The 21,692-nt window shown below is 66.6% G+C and carries 22 protein-coding genes and 1 tRNA gene; 14 read left to right on the plus strand and 9 right to left on the minus strand.

Annotated elements, in window-relative coordinates:
- The first annotated feature begins 63 nt into the window (after positions 1-63).
- Positions 64-993, plus strand: a complete 930-nt coding sequence (locus SLQ31_RS13730; RefSeq protein ID WP_319433442.1) for an AraC family transcriptional regulator — start codon at positions 64-66, stop codon at positions 991-993.
- On the opposite strand, the gene SLQ31_RS13735 is transcribed toward SLQ31_RS13730, so the two are convergent.
- Positions 990-1,889: a LysR family transcriptional regulator gene (locus tag SLQ31_RS13735; protein ID WP_319433444.1), complete on the minus strand. Its 900-nt coding sequence runs from the start codon at positions 1,887-1,889 to the stop codon at positions 990-992. The genes SLQ31_RS13730 and SLQ31_RS13735 overlap by 4 nt on opposite strands.
- Before the next feature lie 92 nt (positions 1,890-1,981).
- On the opposite strand from SLQ31_RS13735, the gene SLQ31_RS13740 reads away from it, so the two are divergent.
- A complete protein-coding gene (locus tag SLQ31_RS13740) occupies positions 1,982-2,650 on the plus strand; it encodes an O-methyltransferase (RefSeq protein WP_319433446.1) in 669 nt (222 codons plus the stop codon).
- A 464-nt stretch (positions 2,651-3,114) separates the two neighbouring features.
- Positions 3,115-4,431 carry a glycosyl hydrolase family 17 protein gene (locus SLQ31_RS13745; protein WP_319433448.1) on the plus strand — a complete coding sequence of 439 codons (1,317 nt, stop codon included), beginning with the start codon at positions 3,115-3,117 and terminating at the stop codon, positions 4,429-4,431.
- 88 nt (positions 4,432-4,519) lie between these two features.
- On the opposite strand, the gene SLQ31_RS13750 is transcribed toward SLQ31_RS13745, so the two are convergent.
- Positions 4,520-4,605 (minus strand) — tRNA-Leu (locus SLQ31_RS13750).
- Positions 4,606-4,767: 162 nt separating this feature from the next.
- Positions 4,768-5,457 carry a sensor domain-containing protein gene (locus SLQ31_RS13755; protein ID WP_319433449.1) on the minus strand — a complete coding sequence of 230 codons (690 nt, stop codon included), beginning with the start codon at positions 5,455-5,457 and terminating at the stop codon, positions 4,768-4,770.
- 105 nt (positions 5,458-5,562) lie between these two features.
- Between SLQ31_RS13755 and SLQ31_RS13760 the strand changes: the two genes are divergently transcribed.
- The 3 genes from SLQ31_RS13760 to SLQ31_RS13770 are packed head-to-tail and all read left to right on the plus strand — an operon-like array spanning position 5,563 to position 8,958.
- Positions 5,563-6,897, plus strand: a complete 1,335-nt coding sequence (locus tag SLQ31_RS13760; protein ID WP_319433451.1) for a M20/M25/M40 family metallo-hydrolase — start codon at positions 5,563-5,565, stop codon at positions 6,895-6,897.
- 26 nt (positions 6,898-6,923) lie between these two features.
- Entirely contained in the window at positions 6,924-7,454 is a 531-nt protein-coding gene (locus SLQ31_RS13765) for a YbhB/YbcL family Raf kinase inhibitor-like protein (RefSeq protein WP_319433453.1), read from the plus strand.
- Complete coding sequence (locus tag SLQ31_RS13770) at positions 7,414-8,958, plus strand: alpha/beta hydrolase (protein WP_319433455.1); 1,545 nt, start codon at positions 7,414-7,416, stop codon at positions 8,956-8,958. Before SLQ31_RS13765 ends, SLQ31_RS13770 begins: the two co-directional genes overlap by 41 nt.
- An 8-nt stretch (positions 8,959-8,966) precedes the next feature.
- Here SLQ31_RS13770 and SLQ31_RS13775 read toward each other — a convergent pair whose 3' ends face one another.
- Genes SLQ31_RS13775 through SLQ31_RS13785 form a run of 3 tightly spaced genes read right to left on the minus strand, consistent with a single transcriptional unit; the run spans position 8,967 to position 11,307 of the window.
- Positions 8,967-10,025, minus strand: a complete 1,059-nt coding sequence (locus SLQ31_RS13775) for a quinone-dependent dihydroorotate dehydrogenase (protein ID WP_319433457.1) — start codon at positions 10,023-10,025, stop codon at positions 8,967-8,969.
- A complete protein-coding gene (locus SLQ31_RS13780; protein WP_319433459.1) occupies positions 10,025-10,279 on the minus strand; it encodes a DUF5703 family protein in 255 nt (84 codons plus the stop codon). The genes SLQ31_RS13775 and SLQ31_RS13780 overlap by 1 nt, the downstream gene beginning before the upstream one ends.
- A complete protein-coding gene (locus tag SLQ31_RS13785; protein ID WP_319433461.1) occupies positions 10,276-11,307 on the minus strand; it encodes a hypothetical protein in 1,032 nt (343 codons plus the stop codon). The genes SLQ31_RS13780 and SLQ31_RS13785 overlap by 4 nt, the downstream gene beginning before the upstream one ends.
- A gap of 141 nt (positions 11,308-11,448) precedes the next feature.
- Here SLQ31_RS13785 and SLQ31_RS13790 point away from each other — a divergent pair, with 141 nt between their 5' ends.
- The 7 genes from SLQ31_RS13790 to mshC all read left to right on the plus strand — a co-directional run bounded on the left by SLQ31_RS13790 (position 11,449) and on the right by mshC (position 16,973).
- Entirely contained in the window at positions 11,449-11,760 is a 312-nt protein-coding gene (locus SLQ31_RS13790; RefSeq protein ID WP_319433462.1) for a hypothetical protein, read from the plus strand.
- 40 nt (positions 11,761-11,800) lie between these two features.
- A complete protein-coding gene (locus SLQ31_RS13795; protein ID WP_319434638.1) occupies positions 11,801-12,634 on the plus strand; it encodes an undecaprenyl-diphosphate phosphatase in 834 nt (277 codons plus the stop codon).
- The gene (locus SLQ31_RS13800; RefSeq protein WP_319433464.1) at positions 12,631-13,323 is read left to right on the plus strand and encodes a histidine phosphatase family protein; all 693 of its coding nucleotides are present in this window, start codon (positions 12,631-12,633) and stop codon (positions 13,321-13,323) included. Before SLQ31_RS13795 ends, SLQ31_RS13800 begins: the two co-directional genes overlap by 4 nt.
- A 60-nt stretch (positions 13,324-13,383) precedes the next feature.
- Positions 13,384-13,971, plus strand: a complete 588-nt coding sequence (locus SLQ31_RS13805) for a DUF3090 domain-containing protein (protein ID WP_319433467.1) — start codon at positions 13,384-13,386, stop codon at positions 13,969-13,971.
- Complete coding sequence (locus tag SLQ31_RS13810; RefSeq protein ID WP_319433469.1) at positions 13,968-14,786, plus strand: SCO1664 family protein; 819 nt, start codon at positions 13,968-13,970, stop codon at positions 14,784-14,786. The genes SLQ31_RS13805 and SLQ31_RS13810 overlap by 4 nt, the downstream gene beginning before the upstream one ends.
- Positions 14,787-14,842: 56 nt before the next feature.
- Positions 14,843-15,634, plus strand: a complete 792-nt coding sequence (locus SLQ31_RS13815) for a 3'(2'),5'-bisphosphate nucleotidase CysQ (RefSeq protein WP_319433471.1) — start codon at positions 14,843-14,845, stop codon at positions 15,632-15,634.
- Positions 15,635-15,734: 100 nt separating this feature from the next.
- Positions 15,735-16,973, plus strand: a complete 1,239-nt coding sequence (gene mshC, locus SLQ31_RS13820; RefSeq protein WP_319433473.1) for a cysteine--1-D-myo-inosityl 2-amino-2-deoxy-alpha-D-glucopyranoside ligase — start codon at positions 15,735-15,737, stop codon at positions 16,971-16,973.
- Positions 16,974-16,976: 3 nt separating this feature from the next.
- Here the strand turns inward: mshC and SLQ31_RS13825 are convergent, their stop codons facing one another.
- The gene (locus tag SLQ31_RS13825; protein ID WP_319433475.1) at positions 16,977-18,077 is read right to left on the minus strand and encodes an acyl-CoA dehydrogenase; all 1,101 of its coding nucleotides are present in this window, start codon (positions 18,075-18,077) and stop codon (positions 16,977-16,979) included.
- Between the two features lie 9 nt (positions 18,078-18,086).
- Positions 18,087-19,262, minus strand: a complete 1,176-nt coding sequence (locus SLQ31_RS13830) for an acyl-CoA dehydrogenase family protein (RefSeq protein WP_319433477.1) — start codon at positions 19,260-19,262, stop codon at positions 18,087-18,089.
- Positions 19,263-19,390: 128 nt separating this feature from the next.
- On the opposite strand from SLQ31_RS13830, the gene SLQ31_RS13835 reads away from it, so the two are divergent.
- The gene (locus tag SLQ31_RS13835) at positions 19,391-20,671 is read left to right on the plus strand and encodes an HNH endonuclease signature motif containing protein (RefSeq protein WP_319433479.1); all 1,281 of its coding nucleotides are present in this window, start codon (positions 19,391-19,393) and stop codon (positions 20,669-20,671) included.
- 2 nt (positions 20,672-20,673) lie between these two features.
- On the opposite strand, the gene SLQ31_RS13840 is transcribed toward SLQ31_RS13835, so the two are convergent.
- Positions 20,674-21,567, minus strand: a complete 894-nt coding sequence (locus tag SLQ31_RS13840) for a PAC2 family protein (protein ID WP_319433481.1) — start codon at positions 21,565-21,567, stop codon at positions 20,674-20,676.
- Positions 21,568-21,692 lie beyond the last annotated feature (125 nt).

The raw sequence follows: 21,692 nt of genomic DNA on the forward strand, positions 1-21,692 counted from the left end.
TATGCTGAGACGACTGGTACAAATAGACGGAAAAGTCTCGTATTTCTGTCTGAAAGTCTCATCATGGATGTGGTCAGTCGCTTGCTGGACCTGGCACAGCTCGGTGCCAGTGTCGATAGGCGCTGTCTGTTGAGCCGCACCACGCGGATGGATGTCGCGCCATACCCCGAGTTGCGGGCACCGTTCCACGTCCTGCTCGAAGGCGAGTGTCAACTGGAGGTCAACTCCACGGTCCTGCAGATGCGGCCGGGAGATGTCGTGCTCATTCCGAGCGGGGCTCCCCACCGCGTGGTTACGCCGGGAGGTGGTCGCCTGCGGGGCACGGTGGAGACCGCCGGTGATGCGCTCATCACAACCCAGAGCGGGCACGGTGGACCCGCAGTCATCGACTTGTTCTGTGGGCATTACACATTCGATGCGGGCGCGGGTGCAGTGTTGTTCCGCAGCCTGCCTGATCCGCTGCACGTCTCCTTGGGCGCCGACAGCGACGAGATGCTGGCGACGGTGAGTGCCATGATGCGCGCAGAGGCGCAGCGCGAAGGGGCGGGCACGGCCGCGATCCTGTCGGCTCTGGCGACGGTGCTCCTGACGATGGTGCTCAGGTCCGCGACGAATGCCACCACGAAGACCGCTCTGTGGACCGCGGTAGCCGATCCGCGTATCGCAGAGACCATCGAGCGCGTTCTCCTGGAGCCGGGTGCCGACTGGACCATCGATCGACTCAGTCGCACGGCCGCCATGTCGCGGGCGACGTTCCTGCGTCACTTCGGACGGGAAACGGGCATGACCGTCGGCGCTTTCCTGGTGCGCGTGCGGGTGATGGCTGCGGCTGAACTCCTCGAGTCCAGCGACGCCACGGTCGCCGCCATCGCCGGTCAGGTCGGCTATCAGTCCGAGTCGGCATTTGCCCGTGCCTTCCGCGCCGAGGTCGCGACGACGCCGGCACGCTTCCGGCGCGATCAACAGCGGCGGCGGCAGGCCAAGCTGACCTAGAGCGCCTGCCGCACACAGTGACGGAGCCAGCGATGCGCCCCGTCGGCGTCGTGCCGAGGATGCCATGCCATGCTGATCGTCAACGGGGGTAGGTCGAGGGGGATCTCAAAACTGGTGAGGCTCAACGCTTCTATCGCGTACCGGCCCAGTCCGGCCGGCATCATGGCGACGAGGTCACTGCTGCGGACGAGGAACAGCCCGCCTGCGGGGGTGGGTGCGCAGACCACGACGCGTCGTTGCAGGCCGTGTTCGGCGAGCAGTTCGTCGACCGGCCCGCGGAGCCGCCCGCGGCGCGAGAACACGACGTGCTCGGCATCGGCGAAGCGTTTGACGGTGATGCGCCGTTTGGGAAGGGGATGCCCGGCGCGGACGACGCCGATCATGCGTTCGGTGACCAGATCCTCGACGCGGATCTCCGGGTCGACGTGATTTGTCTGGCCGACCTCGAGGTCGACGCTGCCGTCGCGCAGCGAGTGGGTGTCCTCGTGGCTTTCGCCGACGAATCGCAGGACCACGTCCGGAGCTTCGGCACGCACTCGTGTCAGTAGCCGCTCGGCGAGAGTGCTGAGCATTCCGATGTCGCCGATCTGCAACGAGAAGGTGCGCGACAACCGGCCAGGCTCGACGGTCTCCGGTGGCGCGAAAAGCGCTCGGGCACGGTCGATCACATCGTGGACGTCGGCCTGCATCGCCAGCGCGCGGGGCGTGGGCACCATCTGCCGACCCGCCCGCACCAGCACGGGATCGTCCAGCCTGCGCCGTAACCGGGCCAGCGTGCGACTCATCGCGGGCGCGGAGGTGTGTAGCCGCTCGGCGGCCAAACCCACACTGCGCAGCTCGAGCAGCGCGTCGAGTGCCAGCAGCAGGTTCATGTCGAGGTCGCTCGTGGATTCCATTTCTGATAACTCCTTCCTATCAATGATGCACTGGAGGTAATCCAGACTCAAGGATACGTTGGGGTCATCACCCTGATTGGAAGGAACCAACTATGACCAATTCCCTCACAACCCGTCCGATTTCCGTTGTCCTGCAACGTCTCCTGTCGACCGAGCAAGCGAATGACGAGGCCGTCGTCGCGGCGGTGCTCGACGGGCCGAGTTCGCCATGGGACCTCGATGCAGGTCAGCGCGCCGAAATATTCAAAGACGTCTACATGTCCGTATCCGGTGTTGGCGGGCAGCTGCTCTACCTGCTGGCCAGAGCGACCGGTGCGCGCAACATCATCGAATACGGCACGTCGTTCGGAGTGTCCACGATCCACCTCGCGAGCGCGGTCCGCGACAACGGCGGCGGCCGGGTCATCACCACCGAACTACAGAAGGACAAGGCCGACGCCGCGCTAGGCAACCTCGCCGATGCCGGTGTCGCCGATCTCATCGAGCTGCGATTGGGCGACGCTCGCGAGACGCTGACCGAAATCCCGCAGGCGCCAGACCTGGTGCTGCTGGACGGCTGGCCCGATCTGGCGCTCGATGTGCTGCGGGTGCTGGAACCGAATCTGCGCGCCGGCACCCTGATCCTGATCGACGACGTGACCGCTGACTTCGGCCGCGACGTGCACGGGGAGCTGCTGGCCTACCTTGCCGATGAAGCGAACGGCTACGCGACGATGACGCTGCCGATCGCCGACGGCATTCAAGTGGCCGTCCGGCTGTAAATGCGGCCGAGCCGGGTTCATCGCGGTCGGCGCCAAACGCGCCGTCACGCCGATGTTGTTGGCGTAACCTCCACCCGTAGTCCTCGGAATGCACGGCACCAAGCTTTGCAACAGGACACTCAGTCCACGGGGAGACTGCGATGGGTTGCTTCACGCATACCAGTCGGTTCAGGGCATTTGCCGTCGTGTTGGGGATATCCGCAGCAATTGCGGCTGCGCCTGCGATTTGCTACGCCGACACACCAGATAAAGCGCCCGGCGGCTCGCCGTCACAATCCGCTGATGCCTCGGCTTCCGCCCCGAAGCCCGCCGGGACAAAATCCGCGCGTGGGTTGACGGGCGCATCGGACGCCTCGTCGAAATCCTCCGTGGCAAAGTCCCCGCGAGGGTCGACCCGCGCGTTGAAGCCCCCCGCGGCAAAGTCCCGAGGTGGGTCGGCCGCGTCGACGTCGTTCGGTGCCCCGGTGACGGATAGCACTGCACCACAAGAGGACACGACGACAGCGGATCCGGGCACCACGCCGTCGGGCGGACAAGGGCGGGCAGTGCCTCGAGCCCTGTCCACGCCGTTGGCGCACCTTCTCTTCGATGCGCCGGCCGCATCCGCGATCAGCGGCAAAGCCTTGGCAGTGCCCGCGGCGGCCGTCCTGGCTCCACCGGTGATAACCGGGATCAAAGAGGGCGTGGCCGCCGTCATCAGTTGGTTGAAACAACGGGTGATCACGCCGATCGCAGAGTTCGTGCAAGGCACGCTACTGCTGGTGCGCCGCTGGTTCGACCACCCCAAGCCGGTCTCCCCGTCGATCGGCGTTGACTTCAGCCTTGGGCTTGCCAGTGACCCCCCCACGTATACGGACGCGGTGAAAGCCCTCAGAGCCCAGGGCATCACGAGCATCCGCATGTACACCATCGACTTACAGGCACTGGCCGCGATCAAACAACTGATCCCCAATGCGAACGTCACGGTCGAAGTCTCCAACCAGGTAGTCGCCCACATGGCGGCCGACCCCACCTACGCCAACTCGGTGCTGGAGACGTTGCAACCCTATAAATCGATCGTTAAGACGATCGTGATCGGCAACGAAGTCGACGCGGTACCGCCAGAAGAATTCGGCGGCCTGCCGACGGTCACACAAGCCGTCATCAACATGCAAAACGCGGTCGCCGCTTACGACCTTCCCTACACCGTGACGTGTTCGTTCACCTACTCCATCATCGCGAATTCCTACCCGCCGTCGGCCAGCATCCTCAACCCGAACATGCCGGGGTTGACCGAGTTGCTCAAGCAGTTGAAGGGCTACGCCGAGCTCGACATCTACCCGATGCTTGTTCTTGCAGCCCAGCCGCAGGACGTCCCCCTGGACTACGCGCTGGGCCAGGCGGCGAACCCGGTGGTCGACCCCGTCAATGGCGTTTCCTACAACAGCCTGTTCTGGGCGCAATACGACGGGGCGAAATGGGCATTCCAGAAAGCGGGCATCAACATACCCATTTATGTAGGGGAAACCGGATGGGCGACAGACGCGACCCCATCCGCTGATTACGCCACCGTCAAAAACGCTCAGACCTACAACCAAAACCTGATCAACACCCTGCTGACCACGGGGTCACCCGCGTTCCATGTGAAGGATTTCCCGACCTATCTCTTCGAGTTCTCAGACGAAGACCTCAAGCCGGGGGGGTCGACCGAAAAATACTTCGGCTGGTACGCGATCGACAACGGCAAACTCGTGCAGAAGTATCCGCTGAACCTGCGGCCCAAGACCAAAGTTGGTGTGTAGGAATTGGTTCGCGCCCCAGCGTGACGTTGCGGAAGCGCACCGGAACGGCTGTCTAGCTGCGGCGACGTGACCGCCTGTAAATAGAGGGTGTCCGAGGGGGGACTTGAACCCCCACGCCCGTTAATAGGGCACTAGCACCTCAAGCTAGCGCGTCTGCCATTCCGCCACTCGGACCTCACCCCTGGGACAGCCCAGGGGCAGCTAAGGCTAACGGATCGAGGTCCCCAGCCCAAAACCAGCCCCAACGGGCTCGAAACCTTCGCCGAACGTAACGCCAGGGTGACGTTCGGCGCCGAATCGCGCCCTGGCGTTACGTTCGGCGCGTGGGAACCTGAACTAGGCCGCGGGCAGCCGTCCGGAGATCTGGCCGGCGATCGCGCTGGCCGCCACCGTCGGGCCGTCCAGGCTGCATGCCTCGACATCCACCGCGACATTGCTGTGCACGGTCAACGCCCGCTGGCACGCCCAGCGCTGCGGGCTCTGCTGCACCCGCGACACCGCCAGCACGTCGTTGTCGGTGCTGGTCTGGCCGACCGACCACACCTGGGGCGGCCCGATCGGCTGCGCGTAGTTCAGCTGCCGGTCGGAGCAGGCCGCCCAGCCCAGCTGCGATGCGGTGAAGAAGTCTGCGGCGGCTTGCGCACTGGGGAACGCCACCACGGCCTGCACGGCGTAGTGGGACCACTCCGGCGCGGTCGGCGGGTCCCGCAGCACCTGGCCGTGAACGGCCGTCGATCCGCTGCTCGCGTAGACGCCCTGCTGCGCGGCACCGGCAATGGCCAGGCAGTTCACGTCGGCGAAGTGGGCACTGTCGTTCCAGGCCTTGCTGACGTCGGTGGTGACGACGACGTCGTCGCTGGACAGTGCCGCACCGACGTCGGGAGCCGACAACAACAACGTCGGCAAGGCGTCCGGGCTGGTCAGCGGCACTTTCCCGGCGGGCATCGCGGTCCCCGTCGTGATGGCTGAACAGCCACTGACCGACAGGCACAGCGCCATGGCGATCACGGGGAAGCGGGGGGTCACCCGGTAAATCAAACCCTATATCGGCGTGTTGCGCGAGTGGTTGAAGGGAAACTTGTGATAATGCCCGACCTCCGCACCCGCGGGCCTGCCGCGCCAGTGGTAAGCATGGGGACTGTGACTCAACCCGTCGACGAGGTGGTCGATCTCGTCAGCTCCCTGATCCGGTTCGACACCTCCAACACCGGTGAGCTGTCGACCACCAAGGGTGAGGCGGAGTGTGCCCTCTGGGTTGCCGAGCAGCTGTCGGCGGTCGGGTATGCCACCGAGTACATCGAGTCCGGCGCACCGGGCCGGGGCAATGTCTTCGCGCGCCTTCCCGGGGCCGACTCCAGCCGCGGCGCGCTGCTGATCCACGGCCACCTCGACGTCGTCCCCGCCGAGCCCGCGGACTGGAGCGTGCATCCCTTCTCCGGCGCCGTCGCCGACGGTTATGTCTGGGGTCGCGGCGCGGTCGACATGAAGGACATGTGCGGCATGATGATCGCCGTCGCCAGACACTTCAAGCGGGAGGGCATCGTCCCACCGCGCGATCTGGTCTTCGCCTTCGTCGCCGACGAGGAGCACGGCGGCACCTACGGCGCGCAGTGGCTGGTGGACAACCGGCCCGACTTGTTCGAGGGCATCACCGAGGCCATCGGCGAGGTGGGCGGCTTCTCACTCACGGTGCCGCACAAGGATGGTGGGGAACGCAGGCTCTACCTGATCGAGACCGCCGAAAAAGGGCTGTCCTGGATGCGGCTGACGGCCCGCGGCCGCGCCGGTCACGGCTCGATGGTGCACGACGACAACGCCGTCACCGCCGTCGCCGAGGCTGTCGCCCGGTTGGGTCGTCACCAATTCCCCTTGGTACTCACCGATTCCGTGGAGCAGTTCCTCACCGCGGTCGCCGAGGAGACCGGCTACAACTTCGACCTGGACTCGCCCGATCTCGACGGCACGATCGCCAAACTCGGTGGTATCGCCCGCATCGTCGGTGCGACGCTGCGCGACACCGCCAATCCCACCATGCTCAAGGCCGGCTACAAGGCCAACGTCATCCCGCAGACCGCCGAGGCCGTCATCGACTGCCGGGTGCTGCCCGGCCGCAAGGAAGCCTTCGAGCGCGAGATCGACGAACTCATCGGCCCCGACGTCACCCGCTCCTGGGAGCGTGACCTGCCGTCCTACGAGACCACGTTCGACGGCGACCTCGTCGACGCGATGAACGACGCACTGCTGGCCGTCGATCCGGAAGCCCGGACCGTGCCGTACATGCTTTCCGGTGGCACCGATGCGAAAGCCTTTGCCCGCCTTGGTATCCGCTGCTTCGGATTCATCCCGCTGCGACTGCCGCCGGAATTGGACTTCGCGGCGCTGTTCCACGGCATCGACGAGCGGGTACCCGTGGACGCGCTGGAATTCGGCGTCCGCGTGCTCGAGCACTTCTTGAAGAACTGCTGACCACCCTACGAAAGGAAGCCCGTCACATGGCATTTCCCTACAACCCCTACGAATTCCTGCCTGAACTGCGCGGTTTCACGCTGACCAGCACCGACTTCGCCGATGGTCAGCCCTGGAGCAACGCTCAGGTCAGCGGGATCATGGGCGCAGGCGGCGAGGACGTCTCGCCGCAGCTGAGCTGGTCGGGCTTCCCGGAGGAGACGCAGAGCTTCGCCGTCACCGTCTACGACCCGGATGCCCCCACCGCCTCCGGCTTCTGGCATTGGGCGGTGGCCAACCTGCCGGCCACCGTCACCGAATTGCCCTCCGGAATCGGTGATGGCTCGCTGCTGCCGGGTGACGCCCTGACGCTGGTCAACGACGCCGGTATCCGCCGCTTCCTCGGCGCCGCCCCGCCCGCCGGACACGGCTATCACCGCTACTACGTGGCTGTGCATGCGGTGAAGGTGCCGAAGCTGGAACTCTCCGAGGATGCCAGCCCGGCCTATCTCGGGTTCAATCTGTTCATGAACTCCATTGCCCGCGCGGTCATTCACGGCACCTACGAACAAAATTAGGCTCGTCGTCGCGTTGGCGGCCATCGCGTTGGTGGCCGGCTGCAGTACGGCGGTCGAGGGGAAGCCTCAAGCGACGACACCGGCACTGGGTCCACCGGCGCCGGTAACGTGGGCGCCCTGCCGCATCCCCGACGGAGCTGCCGACTCGGAAGTTCCGGCTGGTGCCCAATGCGGCGAGGTCGAGGTGCCTGTCGACTACGCAGTAGCGAATGGCGATGTCGCGCGCCTGGCGCTCATTCGGTTTCCTGCGACCGGCCCGAAGGTCGGCTCACTTGTTGTCAATCCGGGCGGGCCGGGAGCCTCAGGTGTCGACGCGGCCATCAAGCTGGTGAAGTCGCTGTCGCCGCAAGTCCGTCAGCGGTTCGATTTTGTCGGATTCGACCCCCGCGGAGTCGGCTCGTCGACTCCGGCGTTGTGGTGCAACTCCGACGCGGACAACGATGCGAATCGTGCCGACCCGCAGGTGGACTACAGCCCCGCGGGTGTCGCCCACGTCGAGAACATCGAGAAACAGTTCGCGGGGCGTTGTTTGGACAAGATGGGCGCGGACTTCCTGGCCAATGTCGGGACACTCAACGTCGCCCGAGATCTCGATCGGATCCGGGTGGCGCTCGGCGACGAGAAGCTGACCTACCTGGGTTATTCGTATGGTACTGAAATCGGCTCGACCTATGCCGAGGCATATCCCGACAAGGTGCGGGCGATGATTCTCGACGGTGCCGTCGACCGCAATGCCGATCCGATCCAGGTCAGCATCGACCAGGCGGCGGCCTTCCAGAAGGCATTCAACGCCTACGTCGCCGATTGCGTCAACGACGCCGGTTGCCCGCTCGGCACAGACCCGGCCACAGCCGCCGACGTCTACCACCACTTGGTGGACCCGCTGGTGGCCAAGGCCGCTGACACCGTCGACCCCCGGGGGCTGGGCTACAGCGATGCGATCACCGGAACGCTGATGGCGCTGTACTCGCCGACGATGTGGTCGACTCTCAGCTACGGGCTGACCGAGCTGGCCGATGGGCGTGGCGACGTGCTCCTCAGACTGGCCGACGCATACTTCAATCGCGACAAGCACGGCCACTACACGAACTCCAATGACGTTCAGAACGCCGTCAATTGCGTCGACGCACCCCCCAACACCGACCGTTCTAAGGCCGTCGACAAAGACCGGCAGCTGCGACAGGTGGCACCCTTCGCCACCTATGGGCAGTTCACCGGCAACGCGCCCCTGGGCATCTGTGCGTTCTGGCCGGTGCCGCCATCCAGCGGCCCGCACGCTGTGTCCGTGCCGGGCCTTCCGCCGGTATTGGTGGTCTCCACCACCGGAGATCCGGCGACGCCGTATCAGGCGGGTGTCGAGCTGGCTGGGGAGCTGGGGGGACGCTTGTTGACCTACGACGGCACGCAACACACTGTGGTCTTTCACCGGCAAGCCTGCGTCGACAATTACGTGGCGGCCTATCTCATCGATCTCGCACTGCCGCCGAAAGACGCCACGTGCTGACCAGGGCACTAGGCCGCCGACCCGACCGCCTCGCCCAGTGAACCGAAGCCGCCGGCGCGCAGCCGCGCGGCGATGCCGTCGTGAATGTTCTTGGCCCACAAGCCACCGCCGTAGATGAACCCGGTATAGCCCTGCAGCAGTGACGCTCCGGCGGTGATGCGCTCCCAGGCGTCGTCGGCGGTTTCGATGCCGCCCACACTGATCAGGACTAGGTCGCCGCCCACCCGGCCGTACAGCCGGCGCAGGACCTCCAGCGCCCGCCGCGCCACCGGCGCGCCCGAGATCCCGCCGGTCCCAAGGTCGTCCACACCGGGCGTGCGCAGACCGGCACGGGAGATCGTGGTGTTGGTCGCCACGATGCCGGCCAGCCCCAGTTCCACGGCCAGGTCCGCGACGGCGTCGACGTCCTCGTCGGACAGGTCGGGAGCGATCTTCACCAGCACCGGGGTCGACGTTTCCGCCAGCACGGCCGACAGGATCGGCCGCAGGGATTCGACCGCCTGCAGGTCGCGCAGTCCTGGGGTGTTGGGGGAGCTGACGTTGACCACCAGGTAGTCGGCCAGCGCGCCGAGAAGCCTTGCGCTGGCACGGTAATCGTCGGCGGCCTGCTCGGGCGGGGTGACCTTGGACTTCCCGATGTTCACCCCGATGGGCGCCTCGGGGTGGTGGCGGGACAGCTGCGCTGCCAGCTGCCCGGCGCCGTGGTTGTTGAACCCCATCCGGTTGAGTAGTGCGCGGTCCTCGGCTAGGCGGAACAGTCGCGGCTGGGGATTGCCCGGCTGCGGCTGGGCGGTCACGGTGCCCACTTCGGCGTAGCCGAATCCGAGTGCGTCCCAGGTGTTCAGGCCCAGGCCGTCCTTGTCGAAGCCGGCGGCCAGCCCGAGCGGACCGGGGAACCGCACGCCGAACACGGTGCTGGCCAGCACCGGATCCTGCGGGGCGAGCCGGCGGCGCAGCGTTCTGCGGGTCAGCGCGGTGGCGGTGGCGGCGCGCAGCGAAGCGAACACCAGCGTGTGGATACGTTCGGGGGGCACCAGGAAGAATGCCCGCCGCAGCGCTGTGTACATCACAGCCCGGGCTGGTCGGCGGTTGGGGTGTTCAGTCGAGATTTCTTGCGCCGCAGCAGAACTCGCCGACTTCCATCGGTGTAGAGCCGCACCCTGGTCAGTTCCCAGCCGCGGTATTCGGCCTCGATGGACAGCCGCGTCGAGGCGGTGACGCGGGTGACGTCCGGCGGCAGCCGCAGGGGGATCCACTCGTAGTCGTCGGACAGGTCGACTTCCCAGCTCGCCGGCATCCGGCCCCGATGCGCCGCACTCACCGGGCACCGGCCGCGTTGCGGATCACCTGCACGCCGGCGCCCGTCGCCGACACGACATACAGAGTGTCGGACGTGTCGTCGAAAGCCAGCGAGTTCGGTTGCTGCACGGTCGGGTAACGCACCTTTTCCACAGGGATACCAGTCGTTAAATCGTAACCAACAACCATGTTCGACGCGGTTTGAGACACCCACGCCAAATTCCGCGACCCGGCCAGACCGTACGGCGTCTGCGGAACCGGGTAGGCCTGCCGCTCGATCAGCGGGTCGACACCGAACACCAGCAACTGGCCACCGCGGGTGTCGGTCACCAATACCCGGCCCATCGGGTCGGCCACCAAACTGGTGGCCCCTTCGCCGGCGCGCAGCGCCTGCTGGGTGTGGCCGTCGCTGTTCAGCGATGTTACCGACGTCTGCCCGCGATCGAGGACGACGGCGTTGTTCCCCTCGGTGACGATGGCGTCGACGCGCGCGAAGATCTTCACCTTCTCGGACACCGCGGTCTCCGAACCCAGCGTGTAGGCGGTGCCGTCGGCGCTGCCGAGGACCAGCCGGCCGTCGGCGCGCCGGGCGATCGCGGTGAAGTCGGTGTCGGTCTCGTCGTTGATCGACACCGGTGTCGCGGCGCCCGCCGCCAAATCGACGGTGAAATAGCCACCCCGGGTCGACAGATAGGCCGACCCCTGGTCGTCACCGGCGAGCGCGGTTGCCGGGCCGGGCAAGGTGAGCTCGCGGGTGCCCCCCGAGACCGCGAACAGGGTCAGTGTCGCCGGCGCTTGCGGGTCGGCACCGGGGGCCAAAACCGCCAATGACCCGGTGCGTTCGTCGAAAATGGCGGCTTCAGGGCGGCCGCCCATCGGCAATAACTCGCCGGCCGGCTGGGTCGCCGGCGGCAGGGACAGCGCTGGAGTGGCTGGCGGGATGGTCTTTGGCGGAGTGGTGAGCGGGTTCGACGAGCAGCTGGCCGTGACCACGGCGAACGCCAGCAGAACCATGGTTGACCTGCGCAAACCGGCTCTGTTTACGAGCATTGTCAACGGGTAGCCCCTGGGCGTGTTCACGATCGAGCGATCAAGTCGCCCCCTGTCGATCAGGAAGTCTAGGCGTGCGGGGTGGAGACAAATTGACTACTTTGTCTTCTCTCGGCCCGTAACCCGCGTTATGGTGTTCTGATGACGTTGGCCGTGTTTCCCGAGTCCGACAGGCGCGAGTTTGCTATCGAGGACATTTCCACTGGCGTATTTGCCAGCGGATTTGGTCACCTCGGCGATGGCCGCAGCTTTTCGTTCCAGGTCCACCGCGGTCAGCTGCTGGTCGAGGTCTACCACCCTCGCCTCGCCGGCCCGGTGCCCCACGAAGAGGACGTGGTAGCGACCGCGTCCCGCAGCCTCGTGGACTTCGATGTCGACGACGAGCGCAGCCTGAGCGCTGCCGTGCGTGATGCCGTGGCGGCCGCCCAGCCGGTGGCCCGCCCGGCGCGCTGAACCGCCAGGACTATCCAGTACGGTCGGCGGCGTGGAGCCGATGTCGTGGTTGCAGGTCGTCGTCCTGTCGATCGTCCAGGGGCTGACGGAGTTCCTGCCCATCTCGTCGTCGAGCCACCTCGCGATCGTCTCGCGGGTGTTCTTCTCCGCTGACGCCGGTGCGTCCTTCACGGCGGTGTCCCAGCTGGGCACCGAAGTTGCGGTCCTGGTGTATTTCGCCCGCGATATCGGGCGGATTCTCAAGGCCTGGTTCAACGGGCTGTTCGTGAAATCCCACCGGGACAACATCGACTACCGGATGGGTTGGTACGTCATCATCGGCACGGTGCCGATTGTGGTGCTCGGTGTGGCGTTCAAGGAGGTCATCCGCGGCGAGATCCGCAACCTGTGGGTGATCGCCACCGCGATGCTGGTGTTCTCCGCCGTCATCGCCGCCGCCGAGTACTTCGGCAAGCAGGCCCGCCACGTCGAGCAACTGACGTGGAAAGACGGGCTGCTCGTCGGTCTGGCGCAGTGTCTGGCCCTGGTCCCCGGGGTATCCCGTTCCGGGTCGACCATCAGCGCCGGCTTGTTCCTGGGGCTCGATCGCGAGCTGGCGGCGAGATTTGGCTTCCTGCTTGGTATTCCGGCTATCTTGGCGTCGGGACTGTTCTCGCTGCCCGACGCCTTCCATCCGGTGACCGAGGGGATGAGCGCCACCGGTGCCCAACTGGTGGTGTCGGTTCTGATCGCGTTCGTCGTGGGCTACGCGGCGATCGCCTGGCTGTTGCGGTTCGTCGCCAACCACGCGATGTACTGGTTCGTCGGCTACCGGGTGGTGCTGGCGCTGGTCGTGATGGCGTTGCTCGCGTCGGGCGTGGTGGCGGCAGCGTGACCGTCATCCTCCTGCGGCACGGCCGCTCGACATCCAACACCGCACACACCCTTGCCGGCCGCACCGAGGGCGTCGAACTCGACGAAAAAGGGCAGGACCAGGCGCAGGCACTGGTCGGGCGGGTCAAGGGCCTGCCGATCAAGGCCGTGGTGCGGTCCCCGCTGCTGCGCTGCCGGCTCACCGTGGAGCCGCTGGCCGCCGAACTCGGCCTGGAGCCGGTGATCGATGAGCGGCTCGTCGAGGTGGACTACGGGCAATGGACGGGTCTTGCGCTCAAGGATCTGATGAAGGAGCCGCTGTGGTCGGTGGTTCAGCAGCAGCCGAGCGCGGCCGTCTTCCCCGGGGGCGAGGGCCTGGCGCAGGTGCAGGCGCGTGCGGTGGCCGCGATCCGCGAGCATGACCGCCGACTCACCGAAGAGCACGGCCACGATGTGCTGTGGATCGCCTGTACGCACGGTGATGTGATCAAGGCGATTGTCGCCGACGCGCTGGGTGCACACCTCGACAGCTTCCAGCGAATCACCGCCGACCCGGCTTCGATGAGCGTGATCCGCTATACGTCGATGCGCCCATATGTGGTGCACGTCAACCACACCGGAGCCGAACTGGCATCGGCGCTGTCCGCGCCACCACCCGCCGCCGACGACAAGTCCGCCGACGACGCCGTCGTGGGCGGGTCAACCGACTGACCGAGCGCTGCTCGCGCCGGATTACGGCTCAGCTGCTTCTGCCGGTATTTTGGAAATAACATGGCCCGCGCAATTCACGTCTTCCGCACACCCGACCGATTCGTCGCCGGGACTGTCGGGCAGCCCGGAAACCGGACCTTCTACCTGCAGGCTGTGCACGACAGCAGGGTGATCTCCGTCATTCTGGAAAAACAGCAGGTCGCGGTGTTGGCCGAGCGGATCGGGGCGCTGCTCGTCGAGATCAACCGCCGGTTCGGCACGCCGCTGCCCCCGGAGGCCGACATCGACGACCTCAGCCCTCTGGTCACTCCGGTCGACGCGGAGTTCCGGGTCGGCACGATGGGGCTGGGCTGGGATTCCGAGGCACAGACCGTCGTTGTCGAACTGCTGGCGGTCTCCGAAACCGAATTCGACGCCTCCGTCGTGCTCGATGACGCCGAGGAAGGCCCGGACGCGGTGCGGGTTTTCCTCACCCCCGAGTCGGCCCGGCAGTTCGCCTCCCGCTCGACCCGCGTCATCTCGGCCGGCCGTCCGCCCTGCCCGCTCTGTGACGAGCCGCTCGATCCCGAGGGGCACATCTGCGTGCGTACCAACGGTTATCGGCGTGGCGCACTGGGCGGCGTGGCCGAAGACGATTTGGACTCGTGACGGGCCCCGACGAGGCGTCGGCCCGCGAGGCGTTGCGCTGCGGTGAACTGACGCTCCTGGGGCGTATCCGCTCGGCGAGCAACGCCACGTTCCTCTGCGAAGCGACCAGCTCCGAGGAGGCCGTGCACTGCGTGTACAAGCCGGTCGCCGGTGAGCAGCCGCTGTGGGACTTCCCGGACGGCACGCTCGCGGGCCGTGAGCTCGCATCCTATCTGGTGTCGACGGCATTGGGCTGGAACATCGTGCCGTACACCATTATTCGCGACGGGCCGGCCGGCCCCGGCATGGTGCAGCTATGGGTCGATCAGCCCGGGGACAGCGACGAGAGCCAACCGGACGGTCCTGATCTGGTCGACATCTGTCCGCCGGAATCGATTCCGCCGGGCTATCTTTCGGTCCTGCACGCCTACGACTACGCAGGCAATGACGTCACGCTGGTGCACGCCGATGATCAGCGGCTACGGCGGATGGCGATCTTCGACGTCATAGTCAACAACGCCGACCGCAAGGGCGGCCACATCCTGACCGGCGTCGACAACCAGGTGTACGGCGTCGACCACGGGGTGACGCTGCACGTCCAGGACAAGCTGCGCACGGTGCTGTGGGGCTGGGCCGGAAAACCGATCGATGACGAGACGCTGGCGTCGGTCGCCGCCCTCGGCGAGCAATTGGCCGGTCCGCTGGGTGACGAGCTGCGTGAACACATCACTGCCGCCGAGGTCGCCGCATTGCGCAAACGCGTCCGCGCGCTGCTGAGCGACCCGGTGATGCCCAGCGCCGATCGGCACCGGCCGATTCCCTGGCCGGCCTTCTGAGCCTCGTCCCGCGGGGCGACCGTCCCCGCTGATCATGATTCGGCGATACTGACCTGATGAGCATGACCGATGCGGCGCTGGCCGCCGACCTCGCCGAGGAGGCCGGCCGGCTGCTGCTATCGGTGCGTGAGGACGTCGGTTTCGACTTTCCGCCCGCGCTGGGCGACGCCGGGGACGTGCGGGCCAATGCGCTGATACTTCGCCGCCTGCGCGCGGAGCGACCGGGCGACGCGGTGCTCTCCGAGGAGGCGTACGACGACCTGAAACGGCTCAACGCCGACCGGGTGTGGATCATCGACCCGCTCGACGGGACGCGTGAGTTCTCGATGCCGGGGCGGCCGGACTGGGCGGTGCATATCGCGCTGTGGCAGCGCACCGGAGCCGCTGGGCCGGCGACATCGGACCTGGGCGGGCCGGACGGCAGCATCACCGACGCCGCAGTCTCGCTGCCGGCGATGGGCGAGCTCTACCGGTCGGACACCGTGACGGCCCCGCCGCCGCCTCTACCCGGACCCATCCGGATCACGGCCAGCTCCAACCGTCCGCCCGCGGTGCTGTGGCGGCTACGGGATCGCCTCGACATCGACTTCATCCGGATCGGCTCAGCCGGTGCGAAGGCGATGGCGGTGGTGCGCGGCGACGCCGACGCCTACATCCACGCCGGCGGTCAGTGGGAGTGGGACTCGGCCGCACCGGCCGGTGTGCTCCAGGCCGCGGGCCTGCACGCGACCCGCATCGACGGGGCCCCGCTGCGGTACAACCAGCCCGATCCCTACCTGCCGGATCTGCTGATGTGCCGGGCGGAAGTGGCCGATCTCCTGCTTGACGCCATGTGGCTGGCCAGTTGAGGGAATGGATCTGCTCACTCCGTTGTCACTGTGTGAGCAGACGGCCCGCCCCCTCACCACCCGGAGTGCAGTGAACAGCGAACCCCTTAGAGTCGAGGCCATGCAGTCGTGGCCGGCCGTCGACACCCCGCAGCTGCCCGGCCGTGGGCCGGCATTGCGTCTCTACGACACCGCTGACCGCCAGGTGCGCCCGACCGCGCCCGGGGAGACCGCGACGATGTACGTCTGCGGGATCACCCCCTACGACGCGACCCATCTGGGCCACGCGGCGACGTATCTGGCCTTCGACCTCGTGCACCGGGTCTGGCTCGACGGCGGCCACCGTGTGCACTACGTGCAGAACATCACCGACGTCGACGACCCGCTGTTCGAGCGGGCCAATCGGGACGGCATCGACTGGCGCGAACTCGGCGCCAGGGAAACCCAGCTCTTCCGCGAGGACATGACCGCGCTGCGAGTGTTGCCGCCACACGACTATGTCGCGGCCACCGACACCATCGGCGAGGTCGTCGAGCTCGTCGAGAAGATGCTGGCTTCCGGGGCGGCCTACTTGGTGGACGACGCCGAGTACCCCGACATCTACTACCGCACCGACGCCACCACCCAATTCGGCTACGAGTCCGGTTACGACCACGAGACCATGACGCGGCTGTTCGCCGAGCGCGGCGGCGACCCGGACCGTCCAGGCAAGGCGGATCCGCTCGACGCGCTGCTGTGGCGGGCGGCCCGCCCCGACGAGCCGAGCTGGCCAGCCTCGTTCGGCCCGGGCAGGCCGGGCTGGCACGTCGAGTGTGCGGCGATTGCGTTGAACCGCATCGGGTTCGGTTTCGACGTGCAGGGTGGCGGTAGCGACCTGGTCTTCCCGCACCACGAATTCTCCGCCGCGCACGCCGAAAGTGTCACGGGTGAACGCAGATTCGCGCGGCACTACGTGCACGCGGGGATGATCGGCTGGGACGGGCACAAGATGTCCAAGAGCCGCGGGAACCTGGTGCTGGTATCGGGCTTACGTGCGCAGGGAGTGGACCCCGCTGCCATCCGGCTGGGCTTGCTGGCCGGGCACTATCGCAGCGACCGGTCCTGGAGTGATGCGGTGCTCGACGAGGCCAACGCACGGCTACACCGCTGGCGGGCCGCTACCGCACTGCGCGCAGGCCCGGATGCCAACGACGTCATCGGACGGCTGCGCCAGTACCTGGCCGACGATCTGGACACTCCCAAAGCGCTTGCCGCCGTTGATGGTTGGGCTACCGACGCACTGGAGTACGGCGGCCACGACGACACCGCGCCCGCCGCGGTCGCAGCGGCCGTCGACGCGTTGCTTGGTGTGCCGCTCTAGGAGCTACAGCGCGACGACGCCGTAGCTGCCCACCTGCTTGCTGAGGAAGCGCAACTGGTCGGTGGCCGAGCCCAGGGTCTGGTCGATGGCTGTCAGTCGCGCGGCGTAGTGCGCGACCGGGTATTCCGCGGTGACGCCGATACCGCCGTGCATCTGGATGGACTCTTGCAGAATGTGGCGTCCCGAGCGTCCGATCTGCAGCTTGGACCGGGCGGCAACCACCGGATCGAGCCGGCCGTCGGTGATGCACATCGCCGCGTAGTAGTTCATGCTGCGGGCCAGTTCCAGCGAGACGTACATATCGGCCGCCCGCTGGGTGAGCGTCTGGAATGTCTTGAGCGGCACGCCGAATTGCTTGCGCGCGTTCAGGTACTCCGTCGTCAGTCGAATGGACTCGTCCATGGCGCCAACGGCTTCGGCACACAGCGCTGAGGAGTACCGAATCAGCGTCGCGTGGATGCGCTCGCTGACGTCGCCGTCGCCGAGCTGTTGTGCGGGGGAGTCGGTGAAATCGATCTCGGCGCCGCGCAGCCCGTCGAACGTCCGATATGTACGGCGCGTGGTTGCCGAGGCATCGACGAGGAAGGCGCCCACGCCGCCATCAGGAAGGCCGGCGGTGACCACGATGACATCGGCGCTGTCGCCGGCCAGCACGGGGTTCTTGCGCCCGGTGATGGTCCAGCTGTCACCGGCTTTGGTTGCACGGGTGGACAACTCGTCCAGTCCACGCAACCCCTTCTCGGCGTGGGCCAACGCGAGCAGCTTCTCGCCTGCGGCGACCTCGTCGAGCAGTGCGCGCTGTTCGTCGGAGCCGAGATCGGCGATCAGGCCGCCCGGGATCAGCGCGGCGGTGGCGACCGGTTCGGGTGCCAGCCGGCGACCGATCTCGGTCATGACGACCATGACCTCGATCTGGCCGGACTCTTCGGGGTCGAACCCGAGGCCGAGGATGCCGATCTCGGCGAGCTGCCGCCACACGTCGCGGCTCCAGCCAAGTTCGGAGTCGACGACCTTGTTGCGGCTCTCGGTGTCATAGGCGCGGGAGAACACCTCGCGAGCGGTGTCGCGCAGGAGTTCCTGTTCGTCGGTCAGATCAAAGTTCACGGCCGGCCCTCACAATCCCAGGATCGTCGAAGAGATGATGGTGCGCTGGACCTCGTTGCTGCCGCCGTAGATCGAGGTCTTGCGGTAGTTCAGGTATTTCGGCGCGGCATGCTGCGCCCAGAGCGGCGATTCGATGTCCGCACCGCCGTCGAACGGCAGCGCATCCGGTCCGGCGACCTCCACCGCCAGCTCGGTGATGGCCTGCTGCAGCTGGCTGCCCCGGAGCTTGAGGATCGAGGACGCGGGGTTCGGCTTGCCGGTCGCTTCGTCGCCGCTGACCCGCAGCTGCGTGAGTTCCAGTGCGAGCAGCTCATTTTCGATCTCGGCGACCTTCGCGGCGAACAGCGCATCTTCGAGCAGGCTGCCGGTGCCGACCTTGGTCTGCGCGGCGTGTTCCTTGACGTCGGCGAGCCACAGCTTGGTGGTGCCGATGCGCGCGATGCCGGTGCGTTCGTTGGACAGCAGGAACTTGGCGTAGGTCCAGCCCTGGTTCTCCTCGCCGACGAGCTGGTTGACCGGCACCCGAACGTCTTCGAAGAAGACTTCGTTGACCTCGTAGCTGCCGTCGATCAGCTTGATCGGCCGGATGGTGATGCCCGGCGTGGACATCTCGACGAGGATGAACGAGATCCCGGCCTGCTTCTTGGGCGCGTCGGGATTGGTGCGGGCCAACACGAAGATCCAGTCGGCGAACTGCCCCAGCGTCGTCCAGGTCTTCTGCCCGTTGATGACGTACTCGTCGCCGTCACGGATCGCGGTGGTCCGCAGCGAGGCGAGATCCGAACCGGCCTCCGGCTCGGAAAAGCCTTGGCACCACCAGATGTCGAGGTTCGCGGTCGGGGGCAGGAAGCGTTCCTTGATCTCCTGCGAGCCGAAGTGGGCGATCACCGGTCCGACCATGCTGGCGTTGAACGCCAGCGGCTCTGGCACGCATGCCAAGCGCATCTCGTCGGCCCAGATCTGGCGCTGCAGTGGCGTCCAGTCCTTACCGCCCCATTCCACAGGCCAGTTCGGCACACCCAGGCCGGCCTCGTTCAGGATCCGCTGCGTCGCGACCGGGTCGTCGGGGTAGCGCATGGTGTCGGTGCGCGCCCGCTCGCGGATCTCGGCTGGGATCTTGGTGGTGAAGAACTCGCGCAACTCGTCGCGGAACTTCGCGTCCTCGTCGCTGAGGGCCAGCTTCACGAGCGCAACCTCGATTCAAGTTGTTACTGGGCAGTATCCACTGCACGTTATCGCAGCCCGACCAACCAGTCGGCAGGACCACCCTTTGACGGGCGATTTGTGTCGGTGGGCCGGGATAGAATTCGAACATGCGTTCGATAGATGCGGCATTGGATGCTCTCGACGCCGCGGTCGAGCTCGTGGGGGCCGCTGATATCGAGGAGCTGCCCGCACCGGAGCGGTTCGCGCCGATCGAACGACTGGAAGGCGCGGTGCGTCGTCTAGTCGCGGTGTCGCACACCCAGATCACCCATCTGGAGCGTTACGAGGGCTGCCCGCCGATCCCGATCGTGTTGGCTGATGTGTTGCGGATCAGCCGGACGGCCGCCAACCGGCGGGTCCGTGATGCTGAACAGTTGACGGCGCGCACCACGTTGACCGGCGACCCGTTACCGGCCTTGCTCCCAAACACCGCCTCGGCGTGGGAGGCCGGGGACCTCGACGGTGAGCATGTGCAGGTGATCCAGAAGTTCTTCCGCGACCTGCCCGACCATGTCGGCCCGGTCGACGTCGACAAGGCCGAGAAGTCCTTGGCCGAGCACGCCCGGACGTTGCGGCCCGATCAGCTGGCGAAGGTCGCCGACCGCCTCGCCACTCACCTCAACCCCGACGGGAAATTCTCCGAGGAAGACCGCGCCCGAAAGCGCGGCTTCCTCTGGTGCGGGGGTCAACGCGCCGATGGCATGAGTGTGGGAAAGCTAACCGCTGCACCCGAACTGCGCGCGATGTTGGATGCGTGGCTGGCGAAGTTCGCCGCACCACAGCCCGACGATCTGCGCAGTCACGCCCAACGCCAACACGACGCACTCTCCGAGCTGGTAGATGGTCGGCTGGGAGATCCGAAACTGGGCCAGCACAACGGGTTACCGGTTACCGTCATCGTCACTACAACCCTGCAGGAATTGCAGGCCGGGGCCGGCCACGCGGTCACTGCGGGCGGTACGTTGGTCCCGATCTCGGACCTGATTCGCATGGCTACTCCGGCGAACCCCTATCTGGCGGTCTTCGACGGTGTCACCGGAAAGTCACTGTGGCTGGGCAGATCCAAACGCTTGGCCTCAGCCGATCAACGCATCATGTTGCTAGCCAAATACCGTGGCTGCACCGCACCCGGCTGCACCGTCAACGGCTATAACAGCCAGGTCCACCACGCCACCAAAGACTGGAAACACGGCGGCACCACCGACATCGACCACCTCACGTTGGCGTGCAAATGCGACAACCTGCTGGTCGAAAACGACGGCTGGACCACTCAACAACTCCCAGGCGGCAACACCCACTGGACTCCACCACCAGGCGTCCCACTGCGCGGCGGCACCAACGACTTCCACCACCCCGAACGCCTACTCGGCGACCAGGACGACCCCTGAGGCTACTGGCCCCGGTAGCCGGGACCGCGCCTGCGCAGGTACCGCTCGAACTCGGCGGCCAGCGTATCCCCGTCCACCTTCGACAACGCCTCGTTCATGTCGACGTCGGCATCTCCGCGCTGCTCGAGGGAGGCCACGTACTCGGCGATCTCCTCGTCGTCGGCGGTCATCTCGGTGACCGCCTGCTCCCACTCCTCGGCCTGGACAGGCAGGTCGGCCAGCGGCACCTCGATGTCGAGCACGTCTTCGACGCGGCGCAGCAGCGCGACGGTGGCCTTCGGATTGGGCGGCTGCGACACGTAGTGCGGCACCGCGGCCCAGAACGTCACCGCCGGGATGCCGGCCGCCACGCAGGCGTCCTGGAACACTCCGGCGATACCCGTCGGACCCTCGTAGCGGGTTTCCTCGAGGCCGAAGAACTTCGCCGACTCGGGGGAGTAGGCCGCCCCCGACACCGGGACGGGCCGAGTGTGCGGGGTATCGGCCAGCAGCGCGCCGAGAATCACGACGGTGTCCACGTTCAGCTTGTCGGCGATCGCCAGCAGTTCCGCACAGAACGTGCGCCACCGCATATTGGGCTCGACCCCGTGCATCAGCACGATGTCGCGGTCCGATCCCGGCGGCCGGCAGTGCGATATCCGCATCGAGGGCCACACCAGTTCGCGCGTCACACCGTCGACCTGCCGGATCACCGGGCGATTCACCTGGTAGTCGTAGTAGGCCTCGTCGTCGATCTCGATGAGCGTCTCGGCTTCCCAGATGGCGTCGAGGTGCTCGAGCGCGTCACTGGCGGCGTCACCGGCGTCGTTCCAGCCTTCGAAGGCCGCGACAATGATCGTGTTCTGCAGTTCGGGCAGATCCGGGCCTTTCGCACCGCTGAAGTTCGACGGGGTCACGCGTTCAGCGTAAGGGGTGATTGGCCGCGACGAGCCTTCTCGGACCGACTGCGCGTCGAGACGAAATACGTGCGGCGGCAATCTGGTTAATCTCCCTGTGGTGGCGTTGACCTAGGCGTCCAGAC

The sequence above is a fragment of the Mycobacterium sp. RTGN5 genome, from assembly GCF_033804465.1.
Classification (GTDB): Bacteria; Actinomycetota; Actinomycetes; order Mycobacteriales; family Mycobacteriaceae; genus Mycobacterium.

Coding starts and splice junctions, on each gene's coding strand:
- SLQ31_RS13730 (WP_319433442.1), top strand. CDS start 64: ATGGATGTGGTCAGTCGCTTGCTGGACCTGGCACAGCTCGGTGCCAGT.
- SLQ31_RS13735 (WP_319433444.1), bottom strand. CDS start 1,889: ATGGAATCCACGAGCGACCTCGACATGAACCTGCTGCTGGCACTCGAC.
- SLQ31_RS13740 (WP_319433446.1), top strand. CDS start 1,982: ATGACCAATTCCCTCACAACCCGTCCGATTTCCGTTGTCCTGCAACGT.
- SLQ31_RS13760 (WP_319433451.1), top strand. CDS start 5,563: ATGGGGACTGTGACTCAACCCGTCGACGAGGTGGTCGATCTCGTCAGC.
- SLQ31_RS13765 (WP_319433453.1), top strand. CDS start 6,924: ATGGCATTTCCCTACAACCCCTACGAATTCCTGCCTGAACTGCGCGGT.
- SLQ31_RS13775 (WP_319433457.1), bottom strand. CDS start 10,025: ATGTACACAGCGCTGCGGCGGGCATTCTTCCTGGTGCCCCCCGAACGT.
- SLQ31_RS13785 (WP_319433461.1), bottom strand. CDS start 11,307: ATGCTCGTAAACAGAGCCGGTTTGCGCAGGTCAACCATGGTTCTGCTG.
- SLQ31_RS13790 (WP_319433462.1), top strand. CDS start 11,449: ATGACGTTGGCCGTGTTTCCCGAGTCCGACAGGCGCGAGTTTGCTATC.
- SLQ31_RS13795 (WP_319434638.1), top strand. CDS start 11,801: ATGTCGTGGTTGCAGGTCGTCGTCCTGTCGATCGTCCAGGGGCTGACG.
- SLQ31_RS13805 (WP_319433467.1), top strand. CDS start 13,384: ATGGCCCGCGCAATTCACGTCTTCCGCACACCCGACCGATTCGTCGCC.
- SLQ31_RS13815 (WP_319433471.1), top strand. CDS start 14,843: ATGAGCATGACCGATGCGGCGCTGGCCGCCGACCTCGCCGAGGAGGCC.
- mshC (WP_319433473.1), top strand. CDS start 15,735: ATGCAGTCGTGGCCGGCCGTCGACACCCCGCAGCTGCCCGGCCGTGGG.
- SLQ31_RS13835 (WP_319433479.1), top strand. CDS start 19,391: ATGCGTTCGATAGATGCGGCATTGGATGCTCTCGACGCCGCGGTCGAG.